Source organism: Dyadobacter sp. CY261 (assembly GCF_021440085.1).
Classification (GTDB): domain Bacteria; phylum Bacteroidota; class Bacteroidia; order Cytophagales; family Spirosomataceae; genus Dyadobacter.
Genome location: NZ_JAKCPW010000015.1, coordinates 23625 through 50444, shown reverse-complemented (window position 1 = coordinate 50444; position 26820 = coordinate 23625). Strand labels below are relative to the sequence as shown.

Annotated in this window: 19 protein-coding genes and 1 pseudogene; 11 read left to right on the top strand and 9 right to left on the bottom strand. The window is 49.7% G+C overall.

The genetic code is table 11. From position 1 onward, the window contains the following. Positions 1-10: 10 nt before the first annotated feature. The 6 genes from LZD49_RS29710 to LZD49_RS29685 all read left to right on the top strand — a co-directional run bounded on the left by LZD49_RS29710 (position 11) and on the right by LZD49_RS29685 (position 10428). Positions 11-685, top strand: a complete 675-nt coding sequence (locus LZD49_RS29710) for an RNA polymerase sigma-70 factor (RefSeq protein WP_234671630.1) — start codon at positions 11-13, stop codon at positions 683-685. Between the two features lie 237 nt (positions 686-922). Next, positions 923-1966, top strand: coding sequence for a FecR family protein (locus LZD49_RS29705; RefSeq protein WP_234671628.1), 1044 nt, complete (start codon positions 923-925; stop codon positions 1964-1966). Positions 1967-2096: 130 nt separating this feature from the next. Continuing rightward, positions 2097-5408: a TonB-dependent receptor gene (locus LZD49_RS29700; RefSeq protein WP_234671626.1), complete on the top strand. Its 3312-nt coding sequence runs from the start codon at positions 2097-2099 to the stop codon at positions 5406-5408. 22 nt (positions 5409-5430) lie between these two features. Continuing rightward, a complete protein-coding gene (locus LZD49_RS29695) occupies positions 5431-7077 on the top strand; it encodes a RagB/SusD family nutrient uptake outer membrane protein (RefSeq protein ID WP_234671625.1) in 1647 nt (548 codons plus the stop codon). Between the two features lie 47 nt (positions 7078-7124). After that, positions 7125-8780: a glycoside hydrolase family 28 protein gene (locus tag LZD49_RS29690; protein ID WP_234671624.1), complete on the top strand. Its 1656-nt coding sequence runs from the start codon at positions 7125-7127 to the stop codon at positions 8778-8780. Then, entirely contained in the window at positions 8767-10428 is a 1662-nt protein-coding gene (locus LZD49_RS29685; RefSeq protein WP_234671623.1) for a glycoside hydrolase 43 family protein, read from the top strand. Before LZD49_RS29690 ends, LZD49_RS29685 begins: the two co-directional genes overlap by 14 nt. Before the next feature lie 2 nt (positions 10429-10430). On the opposite strand, the gene LZD49_RS29680 is transcribed toward LZD49_RS29685, so the two are convergent. From LZD49_RS29680 to LZD49_RS29670, 3 genes are all read right to left on the bottom strand, one after another. Next, the gene (locus LZD49_RS29680) at positions 10431-10817 is read right to left on the bottom strand and encodes a hypothetical protein (protein ID WP_234671622.1); all 387 of its coding nucleotides are present in this window, start codon (positions 10815-10817) and stop codon (positions 10431-10433) included. 76 nt (positions 10818-10893) lie between these two features. Further along, the gene (locus LZD49_RS29675) at positions 10894-11658 is read right to left on the bottom strand and encodes a LytTR family DNA-binding domain-containing protein (protein ID WP_234671621.1); all 765 of its coding nucleotides are present in this window, start codon (positions 11656-11658) and stop codon (positions 10894-10896) included. 3 nt (positions 11659-11661) lie between these two features. After that, on the bottom strand, positions 11662-15249 hold the full coding sequence (locus LZD49_RS29670; protein ID WP_234671620.1) for a histidine kinase: 3588 nt from the start codon (positions 15247-15249) through the stop codon (positions 11662-11664). Between the two features lie 302 nt (positions 15250-15551). On the opposite strand from LZD49_RS29670, the gene LZD49_RS29665 reads away from it, so the two are divergent. Continuing rightward, entirely contained in the window at positions 15552-16256 is a 705-nt protein-coding gene (locus tag LZD49_RS29665) for a DKNYY domain-containing protein (RefSeq protein ID WP_234671619.1), read from the top strand. A 289-nt stretch (positions 16257-16545) separates the two neighbouring features. Here LZD49_RS29665 and LZD49_RS29660 read toward each other — a convergent pair whose 3' ends face one another. From LZD49_RS29660 to LZD49_RS29645, 4 genes are all read right to left on the bottom strand, one after another. Continuing rightward, complete coding sequence (locus LZD49_RS29660) at positions 16546-16926, bottom strand: hypothetical protein (protein ID WP_234671618.1); 381 nt, start codon at positions 16924-16926, stop codon at positions 16546-16548. Between the two features lie 211 nt (positions 16927-17137). After that, positions 17138-17320, bottom strand: coding sequence for a hypothetical protein (locus tag LZD49_RS29655; protein ID WP_234671616.1), 183 nt, complete (start codon positions 17318-17320; stop codon positions 17138-17140). Positions 17321-17425: 105 nt separating this feature from the next. Next, the gene (locus LZD49_RS29650) at positions 17426-17860 is read right to left on the bottom strand and encodes a hypothetical protein (protein ID WP_234671614.1); all 435 of its coding nucleotides are present in this window, start codon (positions 17858-17860) and stop codon (positions 17426-17428) included. An 81-nt stretch (positions 17861-17941) separates the two neighbouring features. After that, on the bottom strand, positions 17942-18949 hold the full coding sequence (locus LZD49_RS29645) for a glycoside hydrolase family 43 protein (RefSeq protein ID WP_234671613.1): 1008 nt from the start codon (positions 18947-18949) through the stop codon (positions 17942-17944). A 172-nt stretch (positions 18950-19121) separates the two neighbouring features. Here LZD49_RS29645 and LZD49_RS29640 point away from each other — a divergent pair, with 172 nt between their 5' ends. Further along, positions 19122-20570: a hypothetical protein gene (locus LZD49_RS29640; RefSeq protein ID WP_234671611.1), complete on the top strand. Its 1449-nt coding sequence runs from the start codon at positions 19122-19124 to the stop codon at positions 20568-20570. Between the two features lie 113 nt (positions 20571-20683). On the opposite strand, the gene LZD49_RS29635 is transcribed toward LZD49_RS29640, so the two are convergent. Then, positions 20684-22345 carry an arylsulfatase gene (locus tag LZD49_RS29635; RefSeq protein WP_234671609.1) on the bottom strand — a complete coding sequence of 554 codons (1662 nt, stop codon included), beginning with the start codon at positions 22343-22345 and terminating at the stop codon, positions 20684-20686. Here LZD49_RS29635 and LZD49_RS29630 point away from each other — a divergent pair. From LZD49_RS29630 to LZD49_RS29620, 3 genes are all read left to right on the top strand, one after another. Beyond that, the gene (locus tag LZD49_RS29630) at positions 22344-22739 is read left to right on the top strand and encodes a hypothetical protein (protein WP_234671607.1); all 396 of its coding nucleotides are present in this window, start codon (positions 22344-22346) and stop codon (positions 22737-22739) included. The two genes, LZD49_RS29635 and LZD49_RS29630, sit on opposite strands and share 2 nt — an antisense overlap. Positions 22740-22923: 184 nt before the next feature. Next, on the top strand, positions 22924-23340 hold the full coding sequence (locus LZD49_RS29625; protein WP_234671605.1) for a DoxX family protein: 417 nt from the start codon (positions 22924-22926) through the stop codon (positions 23338-23340). 485 nt (positions 23341-23825) lie between these two features. Further along, on the top strand, positions 23826-26390 hold the full coding sequence (locus LZD49_RS29620) for a TonB-dependent receptor (RefSeq protein WP_234671604.1): 2565 nt from the start codon (positions 23826-23828) through the stop codon (positions 26388-26390). 40 nt (positions 26391-26430) lie between these two features. Here the strand turns inward: LZD49_RS29620 and LZD49_RS29615 are convergent. Then, a pseudogene (locus tag LZD49_RS29615) lies at positions 26431-26667 on the bottom strand (hypothetical protein); the annotation flags it as partial. Positions 26668-26820: the final 153 nt, after the last annotated feature.

Genomic DNA, 26820 nt, shown 5'->3' with positions numbered 1-26820 from the left:
GGCATTTGCATTGGTCACGATCAAAAATGGGTTCAAATTAAGTCCAGCTACCTATCCGGCAACTGGACGCATCCAGGAAAAATCCTACTATTCAAACCGCATCAATTACGACAAACGAATTAACCAGGCATTCATGAACGTCAAATCTCTATCGGACCCACAGCTTGTCGACGCACTGCATGACGACGACTGCGGCATGGCATTTCGGGAGATCTACGAGCGTTACTGGAAAAAAATGTACCTGCTCGCAATCCGCAAGATCGCCGATCGCGAGGCTGTGGAGGGAATTGTACAGGATGTATTCCTGCGCCTCTGGGAACGCCGCAGCCTTTTGCAAGTTGAAAACCTGGAAGCTTACTTGGTTACTTCGGTGAAATACAGTTGCATCAACCATTTTAAATCGGCCATGGTGCATGAAAAATATCTTACACACTCATTTTCAGGACATTCGGATGCCATTTATTCGACAGAAGAACAACTGAACGCCAGCGAATTGATGAACAGCATCGAAGCCCGCCTCAGTCATTTCCCAGAAAAGTCACAGACTATATTCCGCCTCCACCGCCTCGAAAACCGCTCCACCAAAGAAATCGCCAGTGAAATCCAAATGCCCCAGCGAACTGTGGAGCATCATTTAAGCCTCGTAGTGAAGGCGCTGCGCACTTATTTGAAGGAGTATCTTTGAAAAAGGAGGAAAGGGAATCGCGGCATATGTTTTTTTGCTACCAATATTACAGCGCTACGCGATTCCTTCTTTTAGCCCACCCTCTCTTTCCCCTGTCCTCCCCTAGCACAAAAGAAAGAATCTTCTACCCAAATGCCACAATTAATATAACAAATCAAATAATCTCTAAAACGTTTTGCGGATCAGCGACCGATTCACTGACTACTTGTTCAAAAAGCAGATTAGCTATTGCAGCCCATGAACCGGGAAGAATTCGCAGCATTATTGGAGAAATATCAGGAAGGCCGGTGCTCCGATGACGAGAAACGACTGGTCGAACACTGGTTTGCGTTGCTTGAAAACGATCGCGCAGAAAACATCTCCGACGCTGATCTGCAAGGTATTGACGCGCGGATATGGGCCGGAATGCAGGAAAAGGCCAGCCTCCCGGATCTGGACGAAGTTCGTAAAAATCCCTTTCGGTCGATTTACTTCCGGTGGAGCGCAATAGCTGCATCCCTTCTATTGATCGTATGGTTTCTTTCGGGTAAAGTGCTGGACCGGGGCATTCCTTTGGCCACCTATTCCTGGGACGAGCGACGGAACGATGGTACCGGTATATTGCCCGTGCTATTGGAAGACAGCAGCACCGTGGAGCTCAGCCCCGGTGCATCCGTGCGCTTTCCGACCCATTTTGAACAGGAAAAAAGAGTGGTGATGTTAAAGGGAAATGCGTTTTTCAGCATTCGCAAGAATCCGAAAAGACCTTTCTATGTGCATTCGGGCGATGTTACAACCAAGGTGCTTGGCACCAGCTTCCACGTCGGCACCGCTGCCAATGGCAGACAAACCACGGTCGAAGTGGTGACAGGCCTCGTGTCGGTTTATGCCGGACAGGCAGGCAAAAAAACAGCTGATATTCTCATAAGCCCCAACCACACCGCTACTTTCGACCGGGCTTCGGGCAAACTTTCCGCCGGGTTGGCCGGGAAACCCCGGATTTTGAATACCAACGTCTCGTTCCGTTTTCACAACGTCCCACTTTCGGAAGTAGCACAGCACATCCGCGATGCATGGGGCGTAGATATTGAAACCGAAAACAAGCAGGTCCTGAACTGCACACTGACCGCCGACCTGAGCGGACAACCACTTTTTGTTCAACTGGATATTATCTGCGCGGCTTCAGGCGCGAAATACCAGATCCGTGGATCCACTATCCGCATTTCCGGACCCGGCTGCAAGCTCCAGGGATCACAAGCTTTTCGAATACATAAACTCAACCGTTCACTTATGCAGACATAGCCGCAAACCAAAACGCTGGCCATGCAGCGAACATGGGCCAGCGTCAGAAACCCCGCAGGACCGACAGCGAATCGGGCCATTTCGGGACCTTCATTTTATCAAATGTCCATTCAATAAAACATTTAAAGGTATGAAAAAAACAGAACCTTTACTTTTAATACTCTTCTGCCGCGGCCTGACAGTGCCCGGAAAATTATTGCTACTGGCAACAGCCATGGCCTTTTTGGCATGCCAGATCGCATTTGCCAGTGATGCCGATCAACAGGAAGTGATGTCGAAGCTGGTGACATTAAAATTTCAGAATCAGCGCTTCGAAAAGATCATCAGCAGCATTGAGAAACAGACCAAAGCCCGTATAGTTTACAGCTCCGAGCGGGTGAATGTCGCCAGAAATGTGAGTGTGGAAGTCAATAAAAAGCGGCTGGATGCGGCGTTGGACGAAATTCTGGCACCATTGAACCTTACCTACCGTGTCGTAGGCGGACAAATTGTGCTGGAAAATGCCGCAAGAGAGGAGTCGGTAGCGCCCATTAAAGCACAAATTATAGTAGACCGAACAGTTACCGGCGTACTGACCGATGAAAAAAATGCCACGCTCCCGGGTGTGAGTATTATATTAAAAGGTACGAACCGCGGCACGAGCAGCGACGGTCAGGGCAAATTCAGCCTTCTGGTGCCGGATGACCCTACGGCCATTCTGACCTTTTCATTTGTAGGTTACCAAAGCCAGGACGTGGTACTGGGCGCGCAAACCGCATTTAACATCTCTCTTAAACCCGACGTAAGCGCATTGGATGAGGTAATCGTGATCGGTTACGGGGCTGTGCGCAAGCGCGACCTGACAGGCTCGGTGGTTCAGCTGAAAAGTGAGCAGTTGAAGGAAGTACCTTCCGCCAACGTGCTTGATGCCGTGCAAGGAAAGATCGCAGGGGCGGACATTACCCGCAGCAGCGGGCAGGCAGGTGCGGGCGTGAACATTACCATTCGCGGCAACCGGTCGATAGGCGGTAACAACTCCCCGCTCATTATCGTCGACGGCGTGCAGTATGGCGATCTGGCCGATATCAATTCGAATGACATCGAGTCCATGGAGGTTTTGAAGGACGCTTCTTCCATTGCAATTTACGGTTCCCGCGGTGCCAACGGCGTTATTTTGATTACCACCAAAAAAGGAAAAAGCGGCCGTCCGGATATTTCCTTCAACTCATACGCGGGCGTATCGCAGGTAACGATGTACCCGCGGGCAATGGATATCACCGAGTTCCGGGACTTTAAAAGGGAGGCCTGGCGTGCAGCCGGCGTTTGGAACACCCCGGCCGACGATCCTGCGATTTTTACCAATGTAGCCGAATATGATGCATTGCAGAAAGGTGTCTGGACCGATTATCAGAAAGAACTGATCCATCCGGGTTTCCAGCAAAACTACCAGCTCGGTTTCCGTGGCGGTTCGGAAAAGCTTAAATCCTATGTTTCTGTCGATTATTTCAATGAAAAAGGGATTTTGAAACTGGATGAAATGAAGCGTTACACGGCCCGGCTCAATGTGGATTACACGCTGACCGACTGGATGAAGATCGGCTTGCAAAGCCAGCTGACCTACTATAACCAGAGCGTCCGCCGTGACCCGCTGAACCAGGCCAACAAAATCAGCCCGCTCGGTTCTTTGTACGACGATCAGGGGAATTTCAACTTCATTATGCTCGACGGGCAAACGGCCAACCCGCTGTCGGACGAGCAGCCGGGCGTTTTTAACAACAATATCCTCACCACGCGTACGCTCACAAACGGCTACTTAGAAATTACGCCATTGAAAGGGCTCACATTCCGCAGTACGCTGGGTGCGAACCTGTCGAATTCTCGCAATGGAGCATATTCTTCGCCCAAATCCATCGACCGATCATTAACAGGAAAATCACTGGCAACTTACAATGTTTCTAACGGCCGGACCATCAACTGGGAGAATGTAGTGACTTACCAAAAGGCATTTGCGCAGCACAGCTTTACATTCACCGGCATCGGGAGCTCGCTTGCGACGGTGTCCGACAATGCATCTGCATCGGGTGTTAACCAGCTGATCCCTGCGCAGTTGTTTTATTCGCTAGGAAGCGCAACGGAAGAGATCAAGATCAATTCGGCTTATTCCAAAAACAATCTGGTATCGTTCGCCGCTCGTGTGAATTATGGTTTTAAAGAGCGGTACTTGCTGACATTAACTGCCCGCAAGGATGGTTCTTCCAAATTGGCGCCTGGCAACAAATGGACTTTCTTCCCATCGGCTGCGTTCGCATGGCGCATTATCGATGAAGGTTTCATGAAAAATGTCAAAAAACTCAGCGATCTGAAACTGCGCGTGAGCTATGGTATCGCCGGTAACGATCCGTCCGGGCCTTATGCGACGCAAACCACGTTAACGCGAATTGCATTTGGATTTGATGAGGTGGCCTATCCTGCCTACACCTTCTCCCGAAACGTGGGCAATGCTGCATTGGGCTGGGAACTTTCTGCGACGCAAAACCTGGGTCTGGACTTCGGGCTGTTCGACGGACGTATCAACGGTTCGATCGACTATTACGATACCCGCACTTCCGACCTGCTCCTCGATCGCGGCCTGCCGCCAACCACCGGTGTGACCACCGTGAAGCAGAACATTGGCAAAACCCGCAACCGGGGCGTGGAGGTCGTTTTGGGTACCACAAACATCCGCACGCAGAACTTTACCTGGAATTCGAGCCTGACATTTACCCGAAACAAGGAGGAGATTACCGAGCTTGTGACCGAAGGCAACGACATTGGTAATGGCTGGTTTATCGGCAACCCGATCAGCATTTTTTATGATTATGAGAAATTGGGCATCTGGCAAACTTCCGAGGCTGAGGCGGCAAAGGCCATTTCCCCGACCCAACTACCGGGTGAAATCAAAGTAAAAGACCAGAATGGCGACGGCAAGATCGACGCTGTGAACGACCGCGTGATCCTGGGTACACCCCGTCCGAAATGGAGCGGCGGCTTGGACAATACGATCAAATACAAAGGGTTTGATTTAAATGTGATGATCTACGCCCGCATCGGCGCGATGATCAATTCCGACCGTTACGCGCGTTTTGACCAGCAGGGCGTAGGTAACAGCACCGCCGGCCTGGATTACTGGACACCCGAAAACCCGACCAACGAATACCCTCGTCCCAACAAAAATGCAGGATTGAAATACCTGTCTACATTGGGTTACCGCGATGCTTCCTACGCACGGATACGCAACATCACGCTCGCCTACAACCTGCCCGTGAGCAGCTTCAACTGGAAGGTGATCCGTGGCTTGCGCATTTACGCAACGGCCAAAAACCTCGCCACATTCACCAAGCTCGATTATGACCCGGAACGCGGCGGATCGGAGAATTTCCCGATGACAAAACTGTTCGTTTTTGGCCTGAACGTGAACCTGTAACCCTTTAAACCAGTCAGCACAAATGAGATCACACATATTAAAAACAGGGTTTATCGCGGCTTTCCTGCTGGGTATATTTTCCTGTGAGAATGTTTTGGAAGAATATAACCCTTCCGGACTCACGTCCGGAAACGTTTTCACCACACCCGAAGGTTTTGAAACACTCGTCAATGCCGCCTACACCTACCAACGATGGTGGTACGGCAAGGAGGAAGGCTACAACCTTGCCGAAACCGGCACCGATATCTGGACCAGCGGTGCCGGCGAAGTATACCGCGATTTGACCCAGTATCTGAACCTGCAAGGCAGCAATGCCGCCCTAACCAACGAATGGCGTGAGTTTTATGCGGCCATTAACCTCTGCAACGGCGGGATTAACCGCATCGATCAGGCCGGGCTTTCCGCGTCATTGCGGCCCGTACGCGAAGGGGAACTGCGCTTTTTGAGAGCTTTTTACTATTGGCACATTGTGGAAACCTGGGGCGGCGTGCATTTCACAACCACCGAAACCGACGGTATCACGACCACCGCCAACAAAACACCGGTGGAGACATTTTATAACCAGATTTTCGAAGACCTCAAAATCGCGGTGAATAACCTGCCTGCTACACAGCCGCAATATGGCCGTGTTACCAAGGGCGCTGCGCAGGCGTTTCTCGCAAGGATGTATCTCACAAGAGGTATGAACAAGGAGGCCCTGGAAATGGCTAAGGCGGTTTTGGATGGTAATTATGGGTACAAACTGGAAGCCAGGTATGCGGATCTGTGGAGCATGTCTAATCTCAAATCGAAAGAGGTGATTTACACCGTGGACTATTCTGCCAACCTGGCGCTGAATGACCTGGCGAACTCGACATTTAATCCGTACGGTCACGGGCGCGGCAGCAACAATGCGCATCTCCTGTTTCTGATGAAGTATGACGACCGCCCCGGGATGACCCGCGACATTACGAATGGCCGTCCATTCAACCGCTACATGCCGACCCGCTTTTTGCTGGATCTGTATTCGGCCGATGACGCGCGCTACGAAGCCAGTTTCATGGAATCATGGTATGCCAATTCAAGCACATTACCTCCCGGTATTGCAAAAGGTGATACAGCTGTTTTTTGTACTAAAAATGAGATCCCCGACGCTGTTGAAGCTTCGAAAAAATACCAGACCTACGATCGCAGCGACATTTACCTGACCGACGGCACCGTGAAGGATAACCTCCGCTACCCTACACTTTCCAAGTTCATGGACCCGACACGCGCGAGCCTGAACGAGGCGCAAAGCGCGCGCGACGTGTTTGTGATACGCCTGGCTGAGGTGTACTTGATCGCTGCCGAAGCGGCTATGCAGCTCGGCGACCTCGCAGGCGCGGCAGAGTACGTAAATGTGGTGCGCGCCAGGGCGGCAAAACCCGGCAAAACGGCTGCTATGCAGGTAAAGTCCTCAGACATTACACTCGATTTCATTCTCGACGAGCGTGCCCGCGAACTTGCAGGCGAACAACTCCGGTGGTTCGACCTCAAACGGACCGGTAAGCTGATCGAGCGCATTAAAAAGTACGCGCCGGACAATGCAGTCAATGTCCAGGAGCACCACACCGTCCGCCCGATCCCGCAGACGCAACTGGATGCGGTGGTGAATAAGGACGAGTTCAAACAAAATGCCGGTTATCAATAATCCATTTTAAATGTCTTCCTGCCTAAAAGCAGGAAGACTCCTTTGCTATGACTTACAAAACACAACTCGCCGCGCTTGCCCTCGCCGCATGGGGATATCTGGATGCATCGGCACAAACCACAGCCACATATAGCTGGGCCAATCTTCCGAAGATCCAGCAGCCAATATTCAAAAAAGATACGCTACGCATTACTGCATTCGGCGCAGTGCCGGACGGTCATACCCTCAATACTAAGGCCATCAACCAGGCCATCGACGCTTGCAGCAAAAAAGGCGGCGGCGTGGTGTTCGTACCTTCGGGATTGTGGATTACCGGGCCGGTGGTGATGAAAAGTAATGTAAACCTGCACCTGGCCGAGGCCTCGACGCTGCTTTTTACGACCGACAAGTCGCAGTATGCGATTACCGAAGGATTTTATGAAGGCAAAGCCGCCGCTCGCAACGAGTCGCCCATTTCTGGCAAAAACCTCGAAAACGTAGCCATTACGGGCAAAGGTATCGTCGACGGCAATGGCGATATCTGGCGGGCGGTGCACAAATCACAGTTGACCGAAGCGCAATGGAAGGAAAAGATCGCGTCGGGCGGTGTGTTAAAGGATGATGGCAAGACCTGGTACCCAAGCGAACAATTTAAGAAAGCCAGCGTGGAAAATAAAAGTATGCTACTAACCGCTGGCAAAAAGCCCGCTGATTTTACCGATATAAAAGACTTTCTGCGGCCCAATCTGGTGGTTTTTAATAATTGCAAAAAAGTATTGCTGGAAGGCGTCACATTCCAGAACTCGGCCGCCTGGTGCCTGCACCCGCTCATGGTACAAGACCTGACGATCCGCAATGTGCGCGTCAAAAATCCGGAATATGCGCATAATGGCGACGGTATGGATATCGAATCCTGTAAAAACTTCCTCATCGAAGGCTGTGTGCTCGATGTGGGCGACGATGCGATTTGCATTAAGTCCGGCAAAGATGAAGAAGGCCGAAAACGCGGCATACCTACCGAAAATGGCATTATTCGCAACAATATCGTGTACCAGGGTCACGGCGGATTTGTAGTCGGCAGCGAAATGAGCGGCGGGGCGCGGAATATTTTCGTGGAGCAATGTACGTTCATGGGTACCGACAAGGGCTTGCGTTTCAAGTCGGTGCGCGGGCGTGGTGGCGTGGTGGAGAAAATTTATGCAAGAAATATCTATATGAAAGATATTCGTCAGGAAGCGATATTCTTTGACCTTTACTATTTCGTCAAATTCGCGACGGATGGCGAGCGCGATATGCGGCCGGTGATGAACGAAGGCACGCCTGTTTTCAAGGATATGCATTTTGAAAATATTGTATGCAATGGCGCTACCAAAGGCGTGTTTGTCCGTGGCCTGCCCGAAATGCCGGTACGGAACATCGTGATGGAAAATATGGTACTTTCCGCCGAGACAGGTATTGAGCTCACCGATGCCGACCTGATTCGTTTCAAAAATGTAAAACTGATCACGAAGCATTCCAAACCGGTCATTTTCACCGACAATGCTACCAATATCACGTTCGACAGCCTGCAATACAAAGACCACAGCGAGACACTCATTTCTGTTACCGGCGACCGCAGCCAGAATATCAGCTTCTCGCATACAGATGCCTCCAGAGCACAAAAAGTAAAGGAATTTTCAAAAGGAGCACAGGAGAAAAGTCTGGTCATTCATGAAGGTAAATAATCATTACTGGGTCGCCGGGCTGTTGTTGGCCAGCACTGCATTGGCACAGAAAAAAAACGTTTCAACCCAATATCCGCATACGCCTTTATCCCAAACCTGGGTAGCCGATCTGCAAGACGGCCGTTACAAAAACCCGGTACTCCACGCTGACTATTCCGATCCCGATGCCTGCCGTGTAGGGGACGATTTTTACATGACCGCATCCAGTTTCGACGCGATCCCCGGGTTGCCGATCCTGCATTCCAAGGACCTGGTTAACTGGACATTAATCGGACACGCCTTACCCCGGCAGGTGCCCATCGAACATTTTGAGACAACGCAGCATGGCAATGGCGTTTGGGCACCGGCAATCCGTTTTCATAACGGGGAGTTTTACATCTATTATCCCGATCCTGACTTTGGTATTTATGTGATCAAGGCCAGGAATCCCGTAGGTCCTTGGACAGAACCGGTTCTTGTAGAAGGCGGAAAAGGCCTTATCGATCCTTGCCCGCTCTGGGACGACGACGGGCAAGTGTACCTCGTTCATGGATGGGCCGGCAGCCGTGCGGGTATTAAGAGCGTGATTACCGTCAAGAAAATGAATGCTGAGGGCACCAAAGTTACCGATGCGGGCTCGCTTGTGTACGACGGCCATAAAGTAGATCCGACTGTAGAAGGCCCCAAGTTTTACAAACGGAATGGCTACTACTACATCTTTGCTCCGGCGGGTGGTGTTGCAACCGGCTGGCAAATCGTGCTGCGATCCAAAAATGTGTACGGGCCATACGAGCGGCGGGTTGTAATGGCGGAAGGAAGATCGGGCATTAACGGGCCGCACCAGGGCGCGTGGGTGACTACCAGTCCGGTCAATGGCAAATCGGAAGATTGGTTCCTACATTTTCAGGATAAGAACGAATACGGCCGAGTGGTGCATTTGCAGCCGATGAAATGGATCGACAACTGGCCGGTGATTGGGACAGATGCGGACGGCGACGGCATTGGCGAGCCTGTTTTGACCCACACAAAACCATTAACCGCTAAAAAATATCCGGCTGCAACACCTCCCGAATCGGATGAATTCGGCGAGACTGCTTTAGGGAAACAATGGCAATGGCAGGCCAACCCGAAAGGCACCTGGGCGATGCCGGCAGCAGGTTTTCTGAGATTATATTCTTACAAAATTCCCGGGCATGCCAAAAACCTCTGGGACGTTCCAAATATGCTTTTGCAAAAATTCCCGGCAGAAGAATTTACCGTTACTACCAAACTCCTCTTTACCCCCAATGCCAATTTGACTAATGAGAAGGCCGGACTGGTGATCATGGGACAAAGCTATGCAGCGATTTACCTGCGAAGCGGCAAGAATAAAACCGAGCTCGTGTATGCCAAGTGCCTGAAAGCATCTGAAGGTAATTCCGAAACGGAGCGTGTGCTGGCCGAATTCAAACCTGAAACCGATTTGTACCTGCGTGTAAAAGTAAACAAGGGCGGAAAGTGTGAATTCGGATTCAGTGAGGATGGGAGCCAGTTTAAAACGACTGGTGAAGTTTTTCAGGCAGGAGTAGGAAAATGGATCGGCGCGAAGGTGGGCCTTTTTTGTACCCGCGAGACGCAAACGAATGATTCGGGTTACGCAGATTTTGACTGGTTCAGAATTGCTGATTAATGCTAAACCTGGCCTATGCTATCCAGGTTTAATGCCACGGTCCGCTTTCGCCCCGAATAAATGTATCTGACCGAAACGTGGTCACCGGCCTGGGGTATGCGTTTGAGTTGTTCGCGAAGCACGTGCACCTCGGACACGAAATTGCGGCCCCTGGCTGGTTTCACATGTACCTGAAAAGTGCAATAAGCGTCACCCTGAAGGTATGAACTGGGATGTTCTTCGGAAAGAAGTACAATCGCATCCGCGACCAACCCCTCCCTGATATCGCGACCTCTGAGCAACCTTGTTGCCCGACGGATGCGCATGGCAAACCAAAGTCCGCAGACCGTAAAAAGTACCAGTGATAAAATGAGCAATATTTGCTTCGAATGCAGTGCCAAAATCTCCATAGCCAGTAGAAGTCGATGGCTTCAAAGAAAATCAGCAATGTACCAAAGTAAGACAATAGTGATCTAACGGGCGCTTTCACTTATCGAGTGGCTGATTACCGAGGGGTAATTGTAAAAGCACTTCTTCCTTTTTTCGTCTCGATATTTCTACGCGGCTACCATCCAGCAATTCGACCAGATCGTGGTCAGCCATGAGTTTTGCAATAAATTTGGGGTTGACCAGATGTGATTTGTGCGTACGGATAAAACCGAATTCGGTCAGCATTTCCTCGTAATGTTTCAAGGTCTTACTCGCCAGTACAGGTTTACGGTTTTTGATGAAAATATTGGTGTAGTTACCTTCCCCCTGTAACCGGATGATCTGATCGAGCGTAAAAAACGACACACCGTCCTGAAATGGCACTGCCAGGCGGAATTCACTGGCGCGCTTATGGGCAATGTTCCGGACCAGGTTATCAAACAGCACCGGATTCTGGTGCACATTCTGCTTTTTAAGGAAACGGTCGACAGCGGTACGCAGCTCGTCGGGATCAACAGGTTTGAGCAAATAATCCAGTGCACTGAACCGGATAGCCTGTACGGCATATTGGTTGTAAGCCGTGGTAAATATTACTTCGAAAGCAGGGTCTTTCAATGCCCTTAAAAAATCGAAGCCGTTTTTACCGGGCATTTCCACATCAAGAAAAACGATATCCGGGCGGAAATTTTTCAGGATATCGAGCGCGTTATCTACCGATTCAGCCTGCTTCACTTCCTTTATCTCCTCCACGTAGGTGTTAATATAAAACGACAGCACACTTCTTGATTTAGGTTCGTCGTCAACAATTAGTGCTTTAATCATCGTCTAGGTTTGATATAAATAGGTGGACAATTCTATTCTGACAAGGGTTCCGGACGGATTACCGGCAGCATCGTACCTGTCAATAACTTCGAGACGTGCATGGTTTCCCTGGCGGGCGAGCACATCGATCCGGTCTTCACAAATACGTATTCCCTGCGACTCATGTTCCCTGGTGCGTGAGGAATTTAGTTTCATTTCCGCCGATTTTTTCCGGCCGATACCATTATCCTCGATCTCACAAGCAAACTGCTCCGGCCCGATCGGGAAGAAGCTGATCCTCATGTGTCTTGTTCCTTCCTTGTGCATCAACCCGTGCCATAATCCGTTCTCCACGAACGGTTGCAGCAACATCGACGGCAGCCTCACATAATCATCTTCCAGCTCCGAGTCCACATCAATGGAATAGGTGAACCCCTGGCCGAAACGCATCAGTTCGAGTTCCAGGTAAAGCTCCAAAACATCGCGCTCTTCGGCAATGGTTACCAGATTTCTCCCGGAGTTATTGAGTACCAGCCTGAACAGCTTGGCGAACTTATTCAGGTATTTGCTGGCCTCCGCGTATTTCTCCGTTACGATACATTCCTGAATGCTGTTGAGGCAATTGAAAATGAAGTGCGGGTTCATTTGCGCACGCAGGGCCATCAGTTGGCTCTCGGCTAACATTTTATTAATCCGCAGCAACATAATTTCCTGCCGTTCGGCCTGCGCCCGGGCCATTGCCTCGGTTATTTTGTTGGCACTGATCGCCGCGATCGTGGAGATCGCCCGTACGTGGTCGTTGTTGTAAAAGTTCTTCCGGGGATGCTCCGAATCAATCACCCCGATGACCTGCCCTTCATGCAGGATAGGTACCGCCAGTTCCGACAATCGTGCCAGATCGTCGACGATGTAACGCGGGTCTTTGGATGTATCCGCTATGATTTGTGGTAGGCCGGTAGCCGCAGTGGCGCCCACGATCCCCTCACCTACCGGAATTTCAATCGGGTTCAGTATTTCATATTCCTTCGGACTTTTCGGGCCATACGCCGCTTTCTGGATCAGCTTATTACTTTCTTTATCAAGCAAATAAACCACACAATCTTCAAAATGGAGCTTTGAAATGCAGTTCCGCGCGATGTCCCAGCATATTTCGTTGACAGAGTTGTCGCCATAAACGCTGTTGGCAAAATACTCGATCGTATCGTCGAGGTCTTTTTTTCGAAGCCTTTTGGTATAAACATAATAAACCCAATACAAAATGCCGATGACAGCCAGCGCGCAGGCAACAAAAAACCACCAGGTTTGCCACCAGTGAGGTAAAACCCTCACCCTGAGCATTCCGGCACTCTTCATCCAGCGCCCGTTTTCATCTGTACTGCGCACTTTGAAAACATAATCACCCGGAAGCAAATTGGTGTAGGATGCCGTTATATTCCGGCCCGCTACCACCCAGTCGTCATCAAGTCCTACCAGTTGGTAATTGTACTGCAGGGAGGGAATGTCCCGGTGACTAAGCGAGGCATACTGGAATGCGACAAAGGATTCATCCGGTTTCAATTCTAACAAATTCCCTTTCAACTCCTGGATTTTTTCCTGGCCGAAAATCTTAACGGAAGTGATGGCAGGTGGGCGTTGGACCGGTACGGACGCAAAGTGACGGGGATTGATCACCACCACGTGGTCGAGCATAACCGCGTAGATTTTGCCGCTGGTCACCGTTACATAGTTCCAATAATCCTGCAATGTTTTACCCAGGTCAATCTCGACTTTGCTGATATTATCACTGACAGGATCGTAGGTGGTCACACCTTCACGCGTCGCCGCCCATATCACTCCGCTATCGTCGATATCCAGGGACGAAACATGATCATAGGGTAGGCCGTCCTTTGTAGTTATACTGCGGATTACTTTTCCATTTGAATCGATTTTTACCAATCCTTTGGCGCTGGTGGCCGCCCAAATGTCGCCGGTCTTGCTTTGCCGCATTTCATAGATATGTTCCTCGGCAATATCGGGTGCGGTAAGTATTGTGAAATGTTCATGCGCATGTTCGTAGCGCAACAGCCCTTTTCCTTGCATCGCAAAAAGTATGTCACCATTGGCGAGCCGGACAAACGCTTGCAAGTCGGCAAAATTGAACAAGCCGTATTGGGGGTCCTTTCCGTCGAAACGGGTGCAAACCTTCGTGGTAGGCTGATAGCGATAAAGGGCATCTCCGCCGATCTGGAACCAGATATATCCCTGCTTGTCCTGGAAAATGAACGGTGCTTCGTACGACGGCAGATCTTTCGTTATTTGATCAAATCGCTGTAAGACAGATTGTCCGGGTGAAAGCGAATATACGCCGCCGAAACCCGCAAACCACCAGGTATCTCCAACTTTGATAGTCATTACAAACCGGTTGTCTCTGAGTTTTTTGCTCGTAGTTATGTACCTGCGATAGGTGCGGTCAACGGTGTTATAATATACTGCTCCATCTTCTTTACAGGCCATGATCATTTTCCCGTCCACGGTAATGGAATTGGCATGAGCAAAATTGGTTTCCAGGAAGAACGGGAAACTCGGAAGCTTGTAAATGGCTTCAATGGGATTTTTCGGCAGCGTTTTGCTTACACCATTAATGGTACCCAGCCATACATTTCCCTGGTCGTCGGAAATAGCGTCGCGGAAATGCCCATACGCGATTGTGTAGGCCTGATCCTGGCTATATTCCAGCTTGTGAAAAGACTGCCCGGGTTCTTTCAGAAAAGCGGCAAAGAGCCAGGTGGAAACCCAGAGGCGGTCCTGGCGGTCGATAAATAGCGAATTACAACCCTCGCCGATCTGTTTTCCGTCTAGCGCGTAGTAAGTATCCAGTTTACCGTTTTTATAATTCCAATAGTTCAGCGACTGATCCGCATCGCAGCCGTACCAAACATTGCCTGAGCGGTCCACTGCAATGGCGTGCACATTTTTTGATTCCAGCAAGGGACTTTGGAATGGGTTATTCCCTGCAAAATATACATGGCTTGTCTTGAAGTCAATGAAAAGCGGTCGGTCGCCACCTATCCAAATCCCACGTCTCAGCGTGTCATAGACCATCACCGAAAGCTGAAAATTCCTAAAATCAAACTTCCGGGCTTCGGGAAAAAGATCGCTGACCGGGCTCAGTTGACTGTTTTGATAGATGTAAACACCCGTGGAAGTACCAATCCAAATGCGTTTCATACCATCGCCGCGTATTGTCACGATATTCTTCTTGTCCAACGCTTTAAATCTGGAGTCACTTGAAAACCTGCCGGATTTCTTGTCAAACAACAGAATGCCCCTTCTAAGTCCGATAATAAGTGTATCCTCCCCTCCGAAAGGCAGAACAGCATTGACAAAATGCTTTTGCCCTCCCCGTGCATCAGGAAAACGCCGCACAACCGCGCCATCGTAACGATCAAGCCCGGCGGATGTGCCGATCCATAAAAAACCGGACGAATCTTTGTGCAAACACCTGATTTGCTTTGCACTGAGCCCGTCCTGCCACCTGATGTTCTGAAATAACGTCTGTGCCCTCAGCGTCCCTCCAATCAGACAGAGCCACCCAGAGACAACAAACCAGACCAGCTTTCGGAAGTACAGCATTAGCTTGCGCAATTTCTTTAGACGATTCGCATTCAATATGCGCTATCTGAAGACCAAATACGTCAATTCTGTATAACAGTACTATCCTATTTATTTATCGGTAAAAACCCTTATTGGCCTCTACAACGGATCTGACAGTGTTTCCCTTTGATCGAAATACTCAGTTATTAACCGGTAAATAGACGAAAGTTACCGTTGCATCATTTAAAGTAGACGATGCTTATCTCGATATGCACTTTTGCCGAAGAATCGAACGCCATGAAAAATAAATCTCATCAGACTCAACATCATCCTATACCATTATGCTCATCCTGCTATTGATAGCCAGCGTATGCCTGACCCTGGTCGTTGCAAGCCTCTTTCTGCTCCGTCCCGCTACCAAATCTTTTCCGCCTTCGCCCGCCGCCGATGTCTACCTTATCGAAAACAAAGTAGTTTATTACATCGGAAAACCGGATACCAAAACAGTTGTTGTCGATGCACATGCCCGCACATTTCAGGTGTTAACAGCCAGCGCTATCGGAAATCCGCTACCATCTCGGTATGCCCGTGACTTTGAAAATGTGTATTTCTGTGGCAAAATCATTCCCGGCGCGAATCCCGTGTATTTCCAAATCCTGCGGCCAGATCTTGCCCGCGACGACCGGAACGTTTTCAAAGCCACCCATCTCATCTCGACGGATGCAAAAAACTTCAAATGCCTCGACGAACATCTGAGCAAAGACAGCCAAAACGTGTATTTCGACGATCAGGTCATTTCAAAAGATGCTGGTAATTTCAGATTTGTCGGCAAATGGCAGAAAACCTGCTTTTATAAAGATCAAAGTAAAGTCTTCGTCAATGGAAAAAGCTACCGCGTAGCCGATATCGACACTTTCGATTACACCGGAAACGGCGTTTTCACCGACCGCTATCAAGTTTATAAATTCCAGGGCGACAGCTTTCAAAGCAATTCAGGCCAACACATTTTCCGGGCATTGATGCAGTTTCAGCCGGTTTTTGGATGATTAATGGCCGGCGGCTGACCGCTGACCGCCGACCGCCGATGGTTTGTAGATATAGACGATGGACGATAGACGATAGACGATAGACCATGGTCCATCGTCCATCGTCTATCGTCCATGATTATCGTTTCTATAACGACGGTTGTTGATCGCCAATCACTACCTTTTCATACAGCCCCTACCCATTTTACTGACGAAACCATGGTCCATCGTCGATGGTCCATGGTCAAATCGTTACCCGAATCAGCAATCGCCGTTCAGCGGTCAGCGGTCAGCGGTCAGCAAGCCCCTCCTACTTCACCCTCTTCGCGGTAGCGTCGAACATGTTTAGCAGGTTTCCTTTCAGATTATCGTCATCCACTTTGGAAAGATCCAGTGTGACGTCGTATCCCTGCGCAGAAAAGCCCAGTGTGATCTTGTCAGCAGCTTCTTCCACACTGGTGATCACTATTTTCTCCGCCTCCGGATCGGCTGTATTTTTGAGATGACCGGTCAGCTTTCCATCAGTGCGAGCCAGGTCTGCGATCATTTTAGAGTCGCCTTGTGGTGTGCCAAAAATGGTAACCTCCCATTTACCGGCAAAAAAATCGGCAGGAGCTGCCGTTTGGGCGATGCTGGTACAAAAAGCACCAAGCATAGCCAAGAGCATGAAAATAGACTTTCTCCCTTTCATTAGTCAAATGTTTTTGATGAACAATATGGATATCCGACTGGCAAGTATTGCCTGCGCTAATCTGATTAGGACAAATGTAAAGAAGAAGTGTGATTATTGTCTACATTAAAGACAATAATATTTTTCCTATTAGTTACCCAATTAATACAAGGAACTAATGCGATCAAAACTTACTTTCTTAGGGTATTCGGTAAATGAAAGGTGTTCTAGCCTAGCTCTTTTTCTTGCCCCATTTGTCCTTCATTGCGGAATAAGATTTCTTATTGACGGTCTTTTTGCTTTTCGAACGCGAGGCACCCTTCTTTTTGCGGGCATTGATATTGTTGACCAGCGAATTTTTTACCCCAAGCTTGTTCTTTTTGGTGCTACTCTTTTTCTTTTTAGGTGCTGACATATCCTGCTTTTGATTTTTGATTGCAATATGTCAATATCCGTGCCGTCCGTTCCCCACTTGGAGACCGAATGACTTTTGCTCACGGGAACAGCCCAACCTGGCTGTTCAATCATTGGAAGAGGTAGTTGAATTACTCCCTGGTGAATCGCTTCCGAAAGAGTCAGACCCCGAAGAACCGAAAGGGGTGTCGCTTGAAAAGTCGCTTGAAAAGTCGCCGGAAGGATCAGTTGCAAACTCACCCGAAAATTCGGCGCCGCCCCAATCGTTGTCAGTACCCATTTCGTGAGATTCACCTGCTCCACCCCCGCCAAATTCGCCGCCGCCGAAAGCAAATGTATCAGCGCTCGCTGTTTCGTGGCCGGCATCGCTGGTAAACCAGTAATCCTGCATTTGGCTTGAACTTTTCGGCTGATCGCTCACAAAATAGCTGCGATCGGAATCGGCAACCTTTCGCCGGTAAATGATCTTACTCCGCCTTTCGGCACGAAAAAGAAACACAACTAATGCGACGACAGCGAGTAAAACGATTGCTCCCAGCATAACGAAAATATTTTGGTGAAAAACCAATATATCTCCACCTATGCAGCAGTTAAAATCCGATTACCAGACGGCTACGACTCGTTATCTTTCGTATAAAATCTGCTTTCCGATAACCAACCTGTCCCCTGAATCATCCACCTCGAATAGCTTTGGAACGCGAACGGTGCGGCCATTTATGCTCCTATGGCTGTGGATCGACATCAGCAACTTCCCGTCGAAACTCCGGAATAGCATGCCGTGGCCGAAATTCGGTGGTGTAATGGGATCTTTTTCCTGTATCCACGGGCCGTCCAGCGTGCCGCTTTGGGAATAGGCTACACCTTGCGTATAAACGTCGTAGATCCAGCTTGTCCAAAGCATCCCCAATTTCCCCGTTTGCGTGCGGAACACCCACGGGCCGTCGGTAACTTTGTTAGGACGGTCCGTTCCGTCTTTATTTTTCTCGCGGCTCCAGGGCGAATCGCTGGCGAGGAACAACAGCTTCGGCGAGCCGGTGGTCCCGCTGAAATCGGGCTTCAACGCGATTTTCTCGACAGTCCCGTTACCATTTTGGAGCCATTCGTGGCAAAAAAGCATATAAGGTTTCCCATCCGTATCTGTCCAGAGCGTTGCGTCAAGAGTAAGTTTATCGGCTGGCAAATAGGTGGAATCCCGCATTGGCACATAAGGCCCGTCCGGACGGTCGCTCACGAGCACATGGCACGCCCGGCGTTCGAGGCCTTCGCCGAGCTTGACTGCCTTGTTGGTGAAAGTGGCAAAATAGTAGTATTTGCCATTGTACGCATGCAATTCCGCTGCCCAGATCATCGGCGTGGGCCCCATCCACGATTTTGGGTCGGTTTGTGCAATGGTGACCGGCCCCGTCCAGCTTTTCAGGTCTTTACTTTTCCAGAGCTTACCGCCGGTGCCGGTCATGTAGTAGGTTTGAGTCGCCTTGTCGGCGAGGATAAACGGATCGCTGAGTCGGATAGAGTCGAGCGGCACATCGGTTTTCAATACGGGTGTGTTATTCTGTGCGCGGGAAACGATCATTACCAGCATCGTAGCGGCACACGTGAGCAAAATAATTCTAAGAAAGGATAGGATCATGTATATAGATGGTTCAAAAACGGCCGTTTTGGTTGCCCAAAATAGCGTAATGCAAAAAAATCACCAAATACTTGTATTGGGTATGGGATCTTGTCGCCCGGGCTGCCTGCTGGCATATCTTTTTCCTACCGTCCCACATCAACACATTTAAAACCGACAATCTTATTTCACTATGGGAAAAGATCAATCAGGAGGGTTCCATCCCCCCAAAGGAAAACCATCCGGAGGTAAGCCCGAGGGGCTTGGCATTTCTACGACAGCTCCCGAGGAAATCGAGGCCTACCTCGAACGCACCGACCAATATGTGCTGGACGACGAAAACCTTGATCCTGGAATACCTGTGCGGCATCCAAACAGACGGTCGGGTGGAGGAAATGACAATGCCAGGAAACCCAACCTTAAGGAAACGGACACCACCATTGAAATGGCGACCGCTTCCGGCGTCGACACCGAACCCGAGCAGCTACCCGATACACTCGAAAAGGAGCTCTTTGCAGAAATGGCCGAATTCCGTTCCGATTGCTGCATCACCATTTATCTTCCTACCCATCAGTCGGGCGTGGAAGTGAATGAGAAGCACGATGCGATCTTGCTTAAGAATACTTTGAAGGATATCGCAGGACGGCTCAGCGAGCAGGGCATCGATACCGCCCGCATCGAACAGCTACTCACACCCGCCTACCGATTGCTGCAACAGGACCGTTTTTGGGGTAGAATGGGGAAAGGATTGGCCATTTTTATCGCTGACGGTTATTTTAAATACCTCATCATGCACGTAATGCCACGGCATGAAGCGGTTTGTCAGAAACGTTTTCTGATGACGCCGCTGATACCGCTGCTGACTTGCAAAACGCACTTTTACCTGCTGGTCATCAACAAACAGAAATGCAAACTCTTCAGGGCCGACACCTTCGGTATGGAATATATTGACGTCCCAGGCCTTCCCGATGAGATGCTGGATGTGAAAAGGCTGTCGGAGAAAGATGCCAGTACATTCAGGCCCGGAACAAGTTCAGGTGCCGGCGGAGCGAACTTCCATGGCATGGGTGGCGGTAACCCCGATCATAAAGATACCATTGCAGTTTATTTTGAGGCGGTCGACGATATCATTTATAAGGAAGTGCTGCATGCGGAAAACGCGCCGTTGCTGCTGGCGGGCGTCGAATACCTGATCCCGATCTACCGGGCAGCAAGCGATTATCACAACATTTGTTCCGAATCGCTCACCGGCAGCCACGAACACGATGGACTGAACCAGCTTTACGCCCAGGCAAGGGAAATCATGGCGCCGTACTTTGCGCAGGCCCGGGAGAAAGCCCTGACTATTTTCGCCAATCAGAAGGCGACCCCTTTGACTACGTCTATGGTACGGGATGTTATTCCCGCTGCATATTACGGCCGGGTATCGCATTTGTTTGTCCGCGAGGGCGCTCACATTGCCGGCCGGTTCGACGAGATGAATTCCATATTGGACCTCGACCACAATGACCAGGAGCCGCAGGAGGATCTGGTAGATATGGCCGTAATCAAAACCCTCACGCAGGGTGGCGAGGTGTATATTCTGCCAGAAGAACTTATGCCGTCCGAGTCGACAGAGCTTGCCGGGGTTCTGAGGTATTGATTTTTGTATGTTAAAAAAAGGAGGTAGCCAGCAGGCTACCTCCTTTTTTGGGCCGTCGTGATCAATTACTGGCCGATTCGGGGGCGGGCAATAAGCGGCTAGACCTCATCGCATTAAAAAGTAGGCGGCGTGCGTTTAGGCCGTTCGGCCGGAGCGCCGATCGGGTTGGCCGGTTTGATCTTATCATATTCCACTACGCCGGTACGTTCGGCCCAGCGAAAGTAATCTGCCGCCAGCTGATCCACCACGTTGGAATTGACCGCAGCCACGTCAGTGGTTTCGCCCCGGTCGGTTTCGAGGTCGTAAAGCTCCCATTTGTAAGCCGGATAGGTAGATACGATCTTCCATTTGCCCTTTCTGACCGCACGGTTGCCCGCGCGTTCCCAGAAAATGGGTTCGCCTCCGCGGCCTACCTCAGTTGTTTTGCCGGTAAGCACCGGAACGAGACTTTTGCCGGGAAGTTGGTTGATGGCAATGCCATTTTCAGTAACCGGATAGGTAGCTTTGGCAACATCATAGAAAGTGGGTGCGAGGTCTATGAGGTGACCTGTGCCTTTCACAATCTGCCCGCCTTTGATCTGCTTTGGAAACCAGGCAATAAATGGCGCGCTGATACCGCCCTCGTGCATATTGTTTTTATAGGCCTGATGCGGAGTGTTCGAAACATAAGCCCAGGGCTGATCCTGATAGACATATGAACCAGCCGTTCCCGCAGGGCCGGTGTTGCGCTGCGGCCTGCGTGGTGATGCACCTGCATATCCACCCTGCGCACCATTGTCGGAAATGAATATAATCAGCGTATTTTCATCTTTTTGAAGCGCTTTCAGTTTCTCACGAAGCTTGCCGATGTTCTGATCCACGCGGTCTACCATGGCTGCATAAATTTCCATTTTCTTTTCCCACAACAATTTTTCATCATAAGGCACATTATCCCAAGGCGTTACATCCTTGTCGCGCACTGCTACCGACTGTTTGGGATCGGTAATGCCCAATGTTTTTTGCCGTTGGAGCCGCTCGGCGCGTAACGAATCCCAGCCGATGCTATACCGGCCTTTGTATTTGGCAATATCGGCCTCATGCGCCTGCAGCGGCCAGTGTGGCGCATTATAAGCCAGGTAGAGGAAGAATGGCTTAGCCGTTTTGCTTTGTTCGTCGAGGTATGTCAACGCGTGGTCGGTAATCTCGTCGGTCAGGTATTTGTCGGGCGGGAGGTTAATGCGCTTGTTGTTTTCAACCAGTTCTACTGCCGGGCCTTTGCCATATTTGCCAAGATCGAAATAATTGCTCGCGCCATTGATAAAACCGTAGAAGCGGTCTAAACCGCGCTGGTTGGGCCATCCGGTACTATCGTTGCCAACGTGCCATTTGCCACTCATCAGCGTGCTATATCCGGCACTGCGCAATACTTCACCAAATGTGAGCGACTCTTTATTCAGATAGCCCTGGTAAGCCGGCAAGCCGAGGTTTACATTGAAATAACCTACCCCTGCCTTGTGCGGATATTGGCCTGTAATGAGCGATGCACGCGTAGGCGCACAAATAGAATTGTTGTAAAACTCGCGGAAACGGATGCCTTCTGCAGCGAGCTGGTCAATATTAGGGGTTTTGATCTCGGAGCCGTACGCACCGATGTCGGAGTAACCCAGGTCGTCGACCATCACCAGGACGATATTGGGTCGCTGGTCCGGGCCCCTCCGGTCGGGTGCAGTTTTCTTTTGTGCCATAACGCCCGAAAAAGCCGCGAGGCACAGGGCAAGGAGTGCAGAGGTCTTCATGATTTTAGAAAAAGGTACAACAAGAAAGATTTCAGCGACAAAAATATATTTATTCTATATAATTAATATACTATTTAAAAAATCTCTTTCTTGCATATGCCAACCGCCGGGCTCCGATGCAGCAACCTCCACGCTTTCTAAAAGCCTCGCCACAGCTACCGCCGACGAGAACGGCTGGCGCAACATTGACTATTCTGGCGGTTCCGATGAAGCGCAATTCATTCCATTCCTGACATTCAAAAATCTGGAAAAGAGCGTGGTGGAGGATGTGCAACGCATTCGCAGGCATCCATTGGTGAATCCGGCGATTCGGGTTTATGGGTATATTTATGATGTCCGATCGGGGCGGCTTATTGAGGTGGAGGAAGCTACGGAGATAGGCAAAGTTGCCTAAAACCAACAGGCCGCCCGATGATCGCCGGGCAATTTCTGGCGCAATTTCTTTACACCACCTCGCCGCTCTCGCATTCCCCTGCGTCCAAACCGGGCCCGATTGTGTCCATTTCGGCCCGAATGCGAATACGCCTGCTACGCTTATGAGCCAATTTCGTGTCATCAATCACTAAACAAAAACGGTCATGACACAGAAAACAACAACCAAAATCTACTGGACAGGCGCGGCATTAACATCTCTCTGGTTTGGGGCCAGCGGCTTTTTTGAACTCACCACCAATCCGGTCGTATGGGATATTACGGTACAACTGGGCTATCCCGCGCATTTCATTTATCTGCTCGGCGTTCTGAAGCTTTCAGGCGTTGCGGTGCTCCTCACACCCAACAAACTGCACCGATTAAAAGAGTGGGTTTTCGCGGGAATATTCTTCGACATCACCTTCGCATTCGTGTCAAAGCTGGCGGTGCTCGGCTTTGCGTCCACTGCCGATGCGATCATCGCATTGGTGATGGTATCGGTCACTTACGCTGCATTCCGTAAACTGGAGACATTCGACCAGCAAATCGGAAGCGCCCGTCCGGCATTAGCCAAGCTGGCGTGAAGTCGGTACCCGCATTACTTACGCCTAATGGCAATGTGTTGCAAATCAACTTGGCGCTTCCATAGAGCATTTGAAATAGTGTTTGAAAAGTGGAAGTGACAGGGCCGGGACGATGCTCCCGGCCTTTTTTGTTTGAAATGCTTTGCCGAAACACAGGTCAATTATCACAATCGTCCATAAGAGTACAAAAATCGTTAGAAAACAACACCCGTATATCTTATTGATTATCAATTATATAAATTCAAAAAAATGCATATACAACCGCATTTAATCCAATATTTTCACAAAAACTACTACTCTACTATTTCTATATATTAAATAATATTGATAGCTTTGTGACTGAACTTACAATCCCTACAATATGAAGCCACCGATTATACCTTACTGTTGTTGTCAGCCATTTTATAAACAGCGATAACACAGGCTGTTTTGCAGTAACCACCACTCATGAACACCATCGAAAACAGTAAAGCAAATCCTCATTTATGAAGACATCTTTAAAGACCCTATTCAGCTTCGCAATTCTACTCATCTCTCTTGCTGCTCAGGCGCAGAATCCGCCCATTGTCAATGCGACCGTTTCAGGTACTGTCCTGGACGCCGCTAATGACTCGCCGCTCATCGGCGCAACGGTGACAATTAAAGGCACCACCAATGGATCGGCAACAGATGCGAACGGACAGTTCCAGCTGGTAACGGGTCAGAAACTCCCTTTTACACTCATTGTTTCCTTTTTGGGTTATATTAAAAAAGAAGTCGTGGTTGAAGGAAGCGGCGTCACCATCAAGCTCGACGCCTCGGCTGGCAATCTCGAAGACGTGATCATTTCTTCGCGTCGCCGTCAGGAAAATGCGCAGGAAGTACCCATTCCTATTACTGTGATCCGTGGATCGACAGCGGAAGATGCGGGTGCGTTCAACGTAAACCGTTTGAAAGAACTCGTTCCGACCGTTCAACTATATGTGTCCAACGCACGTAACACGACATTGAACATACGCGGTTTGGGCTCGACTTACGGTCTGACCAACGACGGTATCGATCCGGGTGTAGGTTTTTATGTGGATGGCGTTTATTATGCACGTCCTGCCGCTACTGCACTGGATTTCATTGATATCGAACGCATTGAAGTATTGCGTGGACCTCAGGGAACGCTCTTTGGTAAAAACACCACTTCCGGTGCATTCAACATCACAACCCGCGGAGCAAGCTTCGATCCGGGCGGCAGCTTCGAATTGAGCTATGGTAACTTCGGTTATATCCAGGCCAAAGGCTCTTTCACCGGCCCCATCAGCAAGAAACTGGCAGCTAGGGTTTCATTTACAGGAACGCAACGTAACGGCCTGTTCTTCAATGAGCACACGCAGCAGCCGATCAACGACATCAACAACATCGGGGTACGCGGTCAGATCCTTTACCAACCTAGCAGCAAAGTCAACATTACCGTGATCGGTGATGTTTCCGACCAGAAACCGAATGGATACGGTTGGCCGGTAGCAGGTGTGGTGCCAACGAAACGTGCCGCATACCGCCAGTTCGACGCAATCATCGCCGACCTGGGTTACAAAATCCCCTATTCCAGCGCATTCGAACGTAAACTGGATTTGGACACGCCTTCCAAAGCAGATAACAGACTGGGTGGCGTGTCAGCCAATGCAGACATCAAAATCGGAAACGGAACACTTACCGCTACTTCGGCATGGCGTTTTTGGAAATGGGTGCCTCTTAACGACCGCGATTACCTTGGGATTCCTGTTTTCACAATTTCATCCGGTAACTCTGTGCATGACCAGTGGTCACAGGAGATTCGTTACTCAGGTAAAGTTTCCAACAAAATCAGCGGTGTAGTAGGTCTGTTCGGCCTTTGGCAAGATCTGAAATCGGATCCTGTACAAACAGAGGAAGCAGGTTCGGCACAATGGCGGTTCGCCCAAAGCACCACCAGCGAGCTTTGGAAAACACCGGGCTTGTTCGATAACTTCGGTATCCGTACAACCAACCGTATTAAAAGTACCAGCTTGGCCGTTTTTGCAAACGCAGACTGGGCTATCACCGACAAATTTCACATATTGCCCGGTGTACGTTACAACTACGACAAAAAGGTTGTAAACTATAAAAGAGAAACTTACGGCGGTTTGCAAACAACCGATCCGGCATTGCTGGCGCTCAAACGCCTCGTGTATACTGATCAGGCATTTGATACCGATTATGATCAGGGTAATTTCTCCGGTCAGTTGTCGCTTCAATATAAAGCCAGCAACCGCCTGAATGCCTTCGCGACCTACTCGATCGGTTACAAGCCTATCGGTGTGAACGTGGGTGGTTTGCCAACCGCCAACGGCGCCGTTCTGCTCGACCTCGCCAATGTAAAGCCCGAGCACGTGGAGCACAAAGAACTGGGTATCAAAACCAAACCATCGGCTAATTCGGTCTTGAACCTGACCCTGTACCGTTCCGACATCAAGGATTTCCAGACGCAGGTACAGACTCCTGAGCCAGGTGTTAACCGCGGCTACCTTGCCAATGCGGAGAAGGTGCGCGTACAAGGTGTGGAACTGGACGGTAACATCCGTTTCAGCCATCTGTCGTTCAACGCGTCAGTCGCTTATACCGATGGTAAATATGTATCATTCAAAAATGCGCCTGTGCCTCTGGAAGAAGTAGGTGGCGAGCAGGCTTTTAAGGATATTTCGGGTGGCCGACTGCCTGGTATCTCTAAATGGTCGGGTTCTGTGGGTGGTGAAGGAACTTTAAAAGGCACGTTCCTCGGCTTGAAGGGCAACTACTTCCTGGGTGTAGACGTGTTTGCACGTTCGGAATTCTCTTCAAACCCGTCCCCTTCGAAATACCTGAACATCGACGGTTACTCATTGACCAACGGCCGCCTGGGTTTCAGAGCATCCAATGGCATTTCTTTCTTTGTGTGGGCTAGAAACGTATTTAACAAAGATTACTATGAATTGCTCCTCGCAGCACCAGGAAGCTACGGTCAATACGCGGGTATCGTAGGCGACCAGCGGACTTACGGGGTAACATTGCGCTACTCTTTCTAAGATTTCAGAAAAGTAAAACGAATTATTATAACACTGCTGATCAGGGCGTCTCTACATAGAGGCGTCCTGATTTTTTTGCTGGTGTAAAAAGTGTGGCATTAACCTCCTCTTCCATTTCCTTCTTATCAGATTGGATGGCTCCACTCGAAACTTGAAAAATTGGTATGCCCGGTTTTACTTCAGGCAATGCGAGTGTCTTGATCGTGAAGTTATGCGTCCCGGTCACCCACTTGCTCACCTGTGATTCCTTCTTACCCAGCATTTCGGCCAAGTCCTTCTGAGATAACCCTTAAATACAAAACATTCCATAGAAAAGGAATGTTGAGTGAGATCGATTGCATTAGCAATATCTAAAAAAATCCCCTCAAAGTCTTATGAGTAGATCATAACGAAAAGCCGCTTCACCATCCGGACCGTTCATATCCCGGCA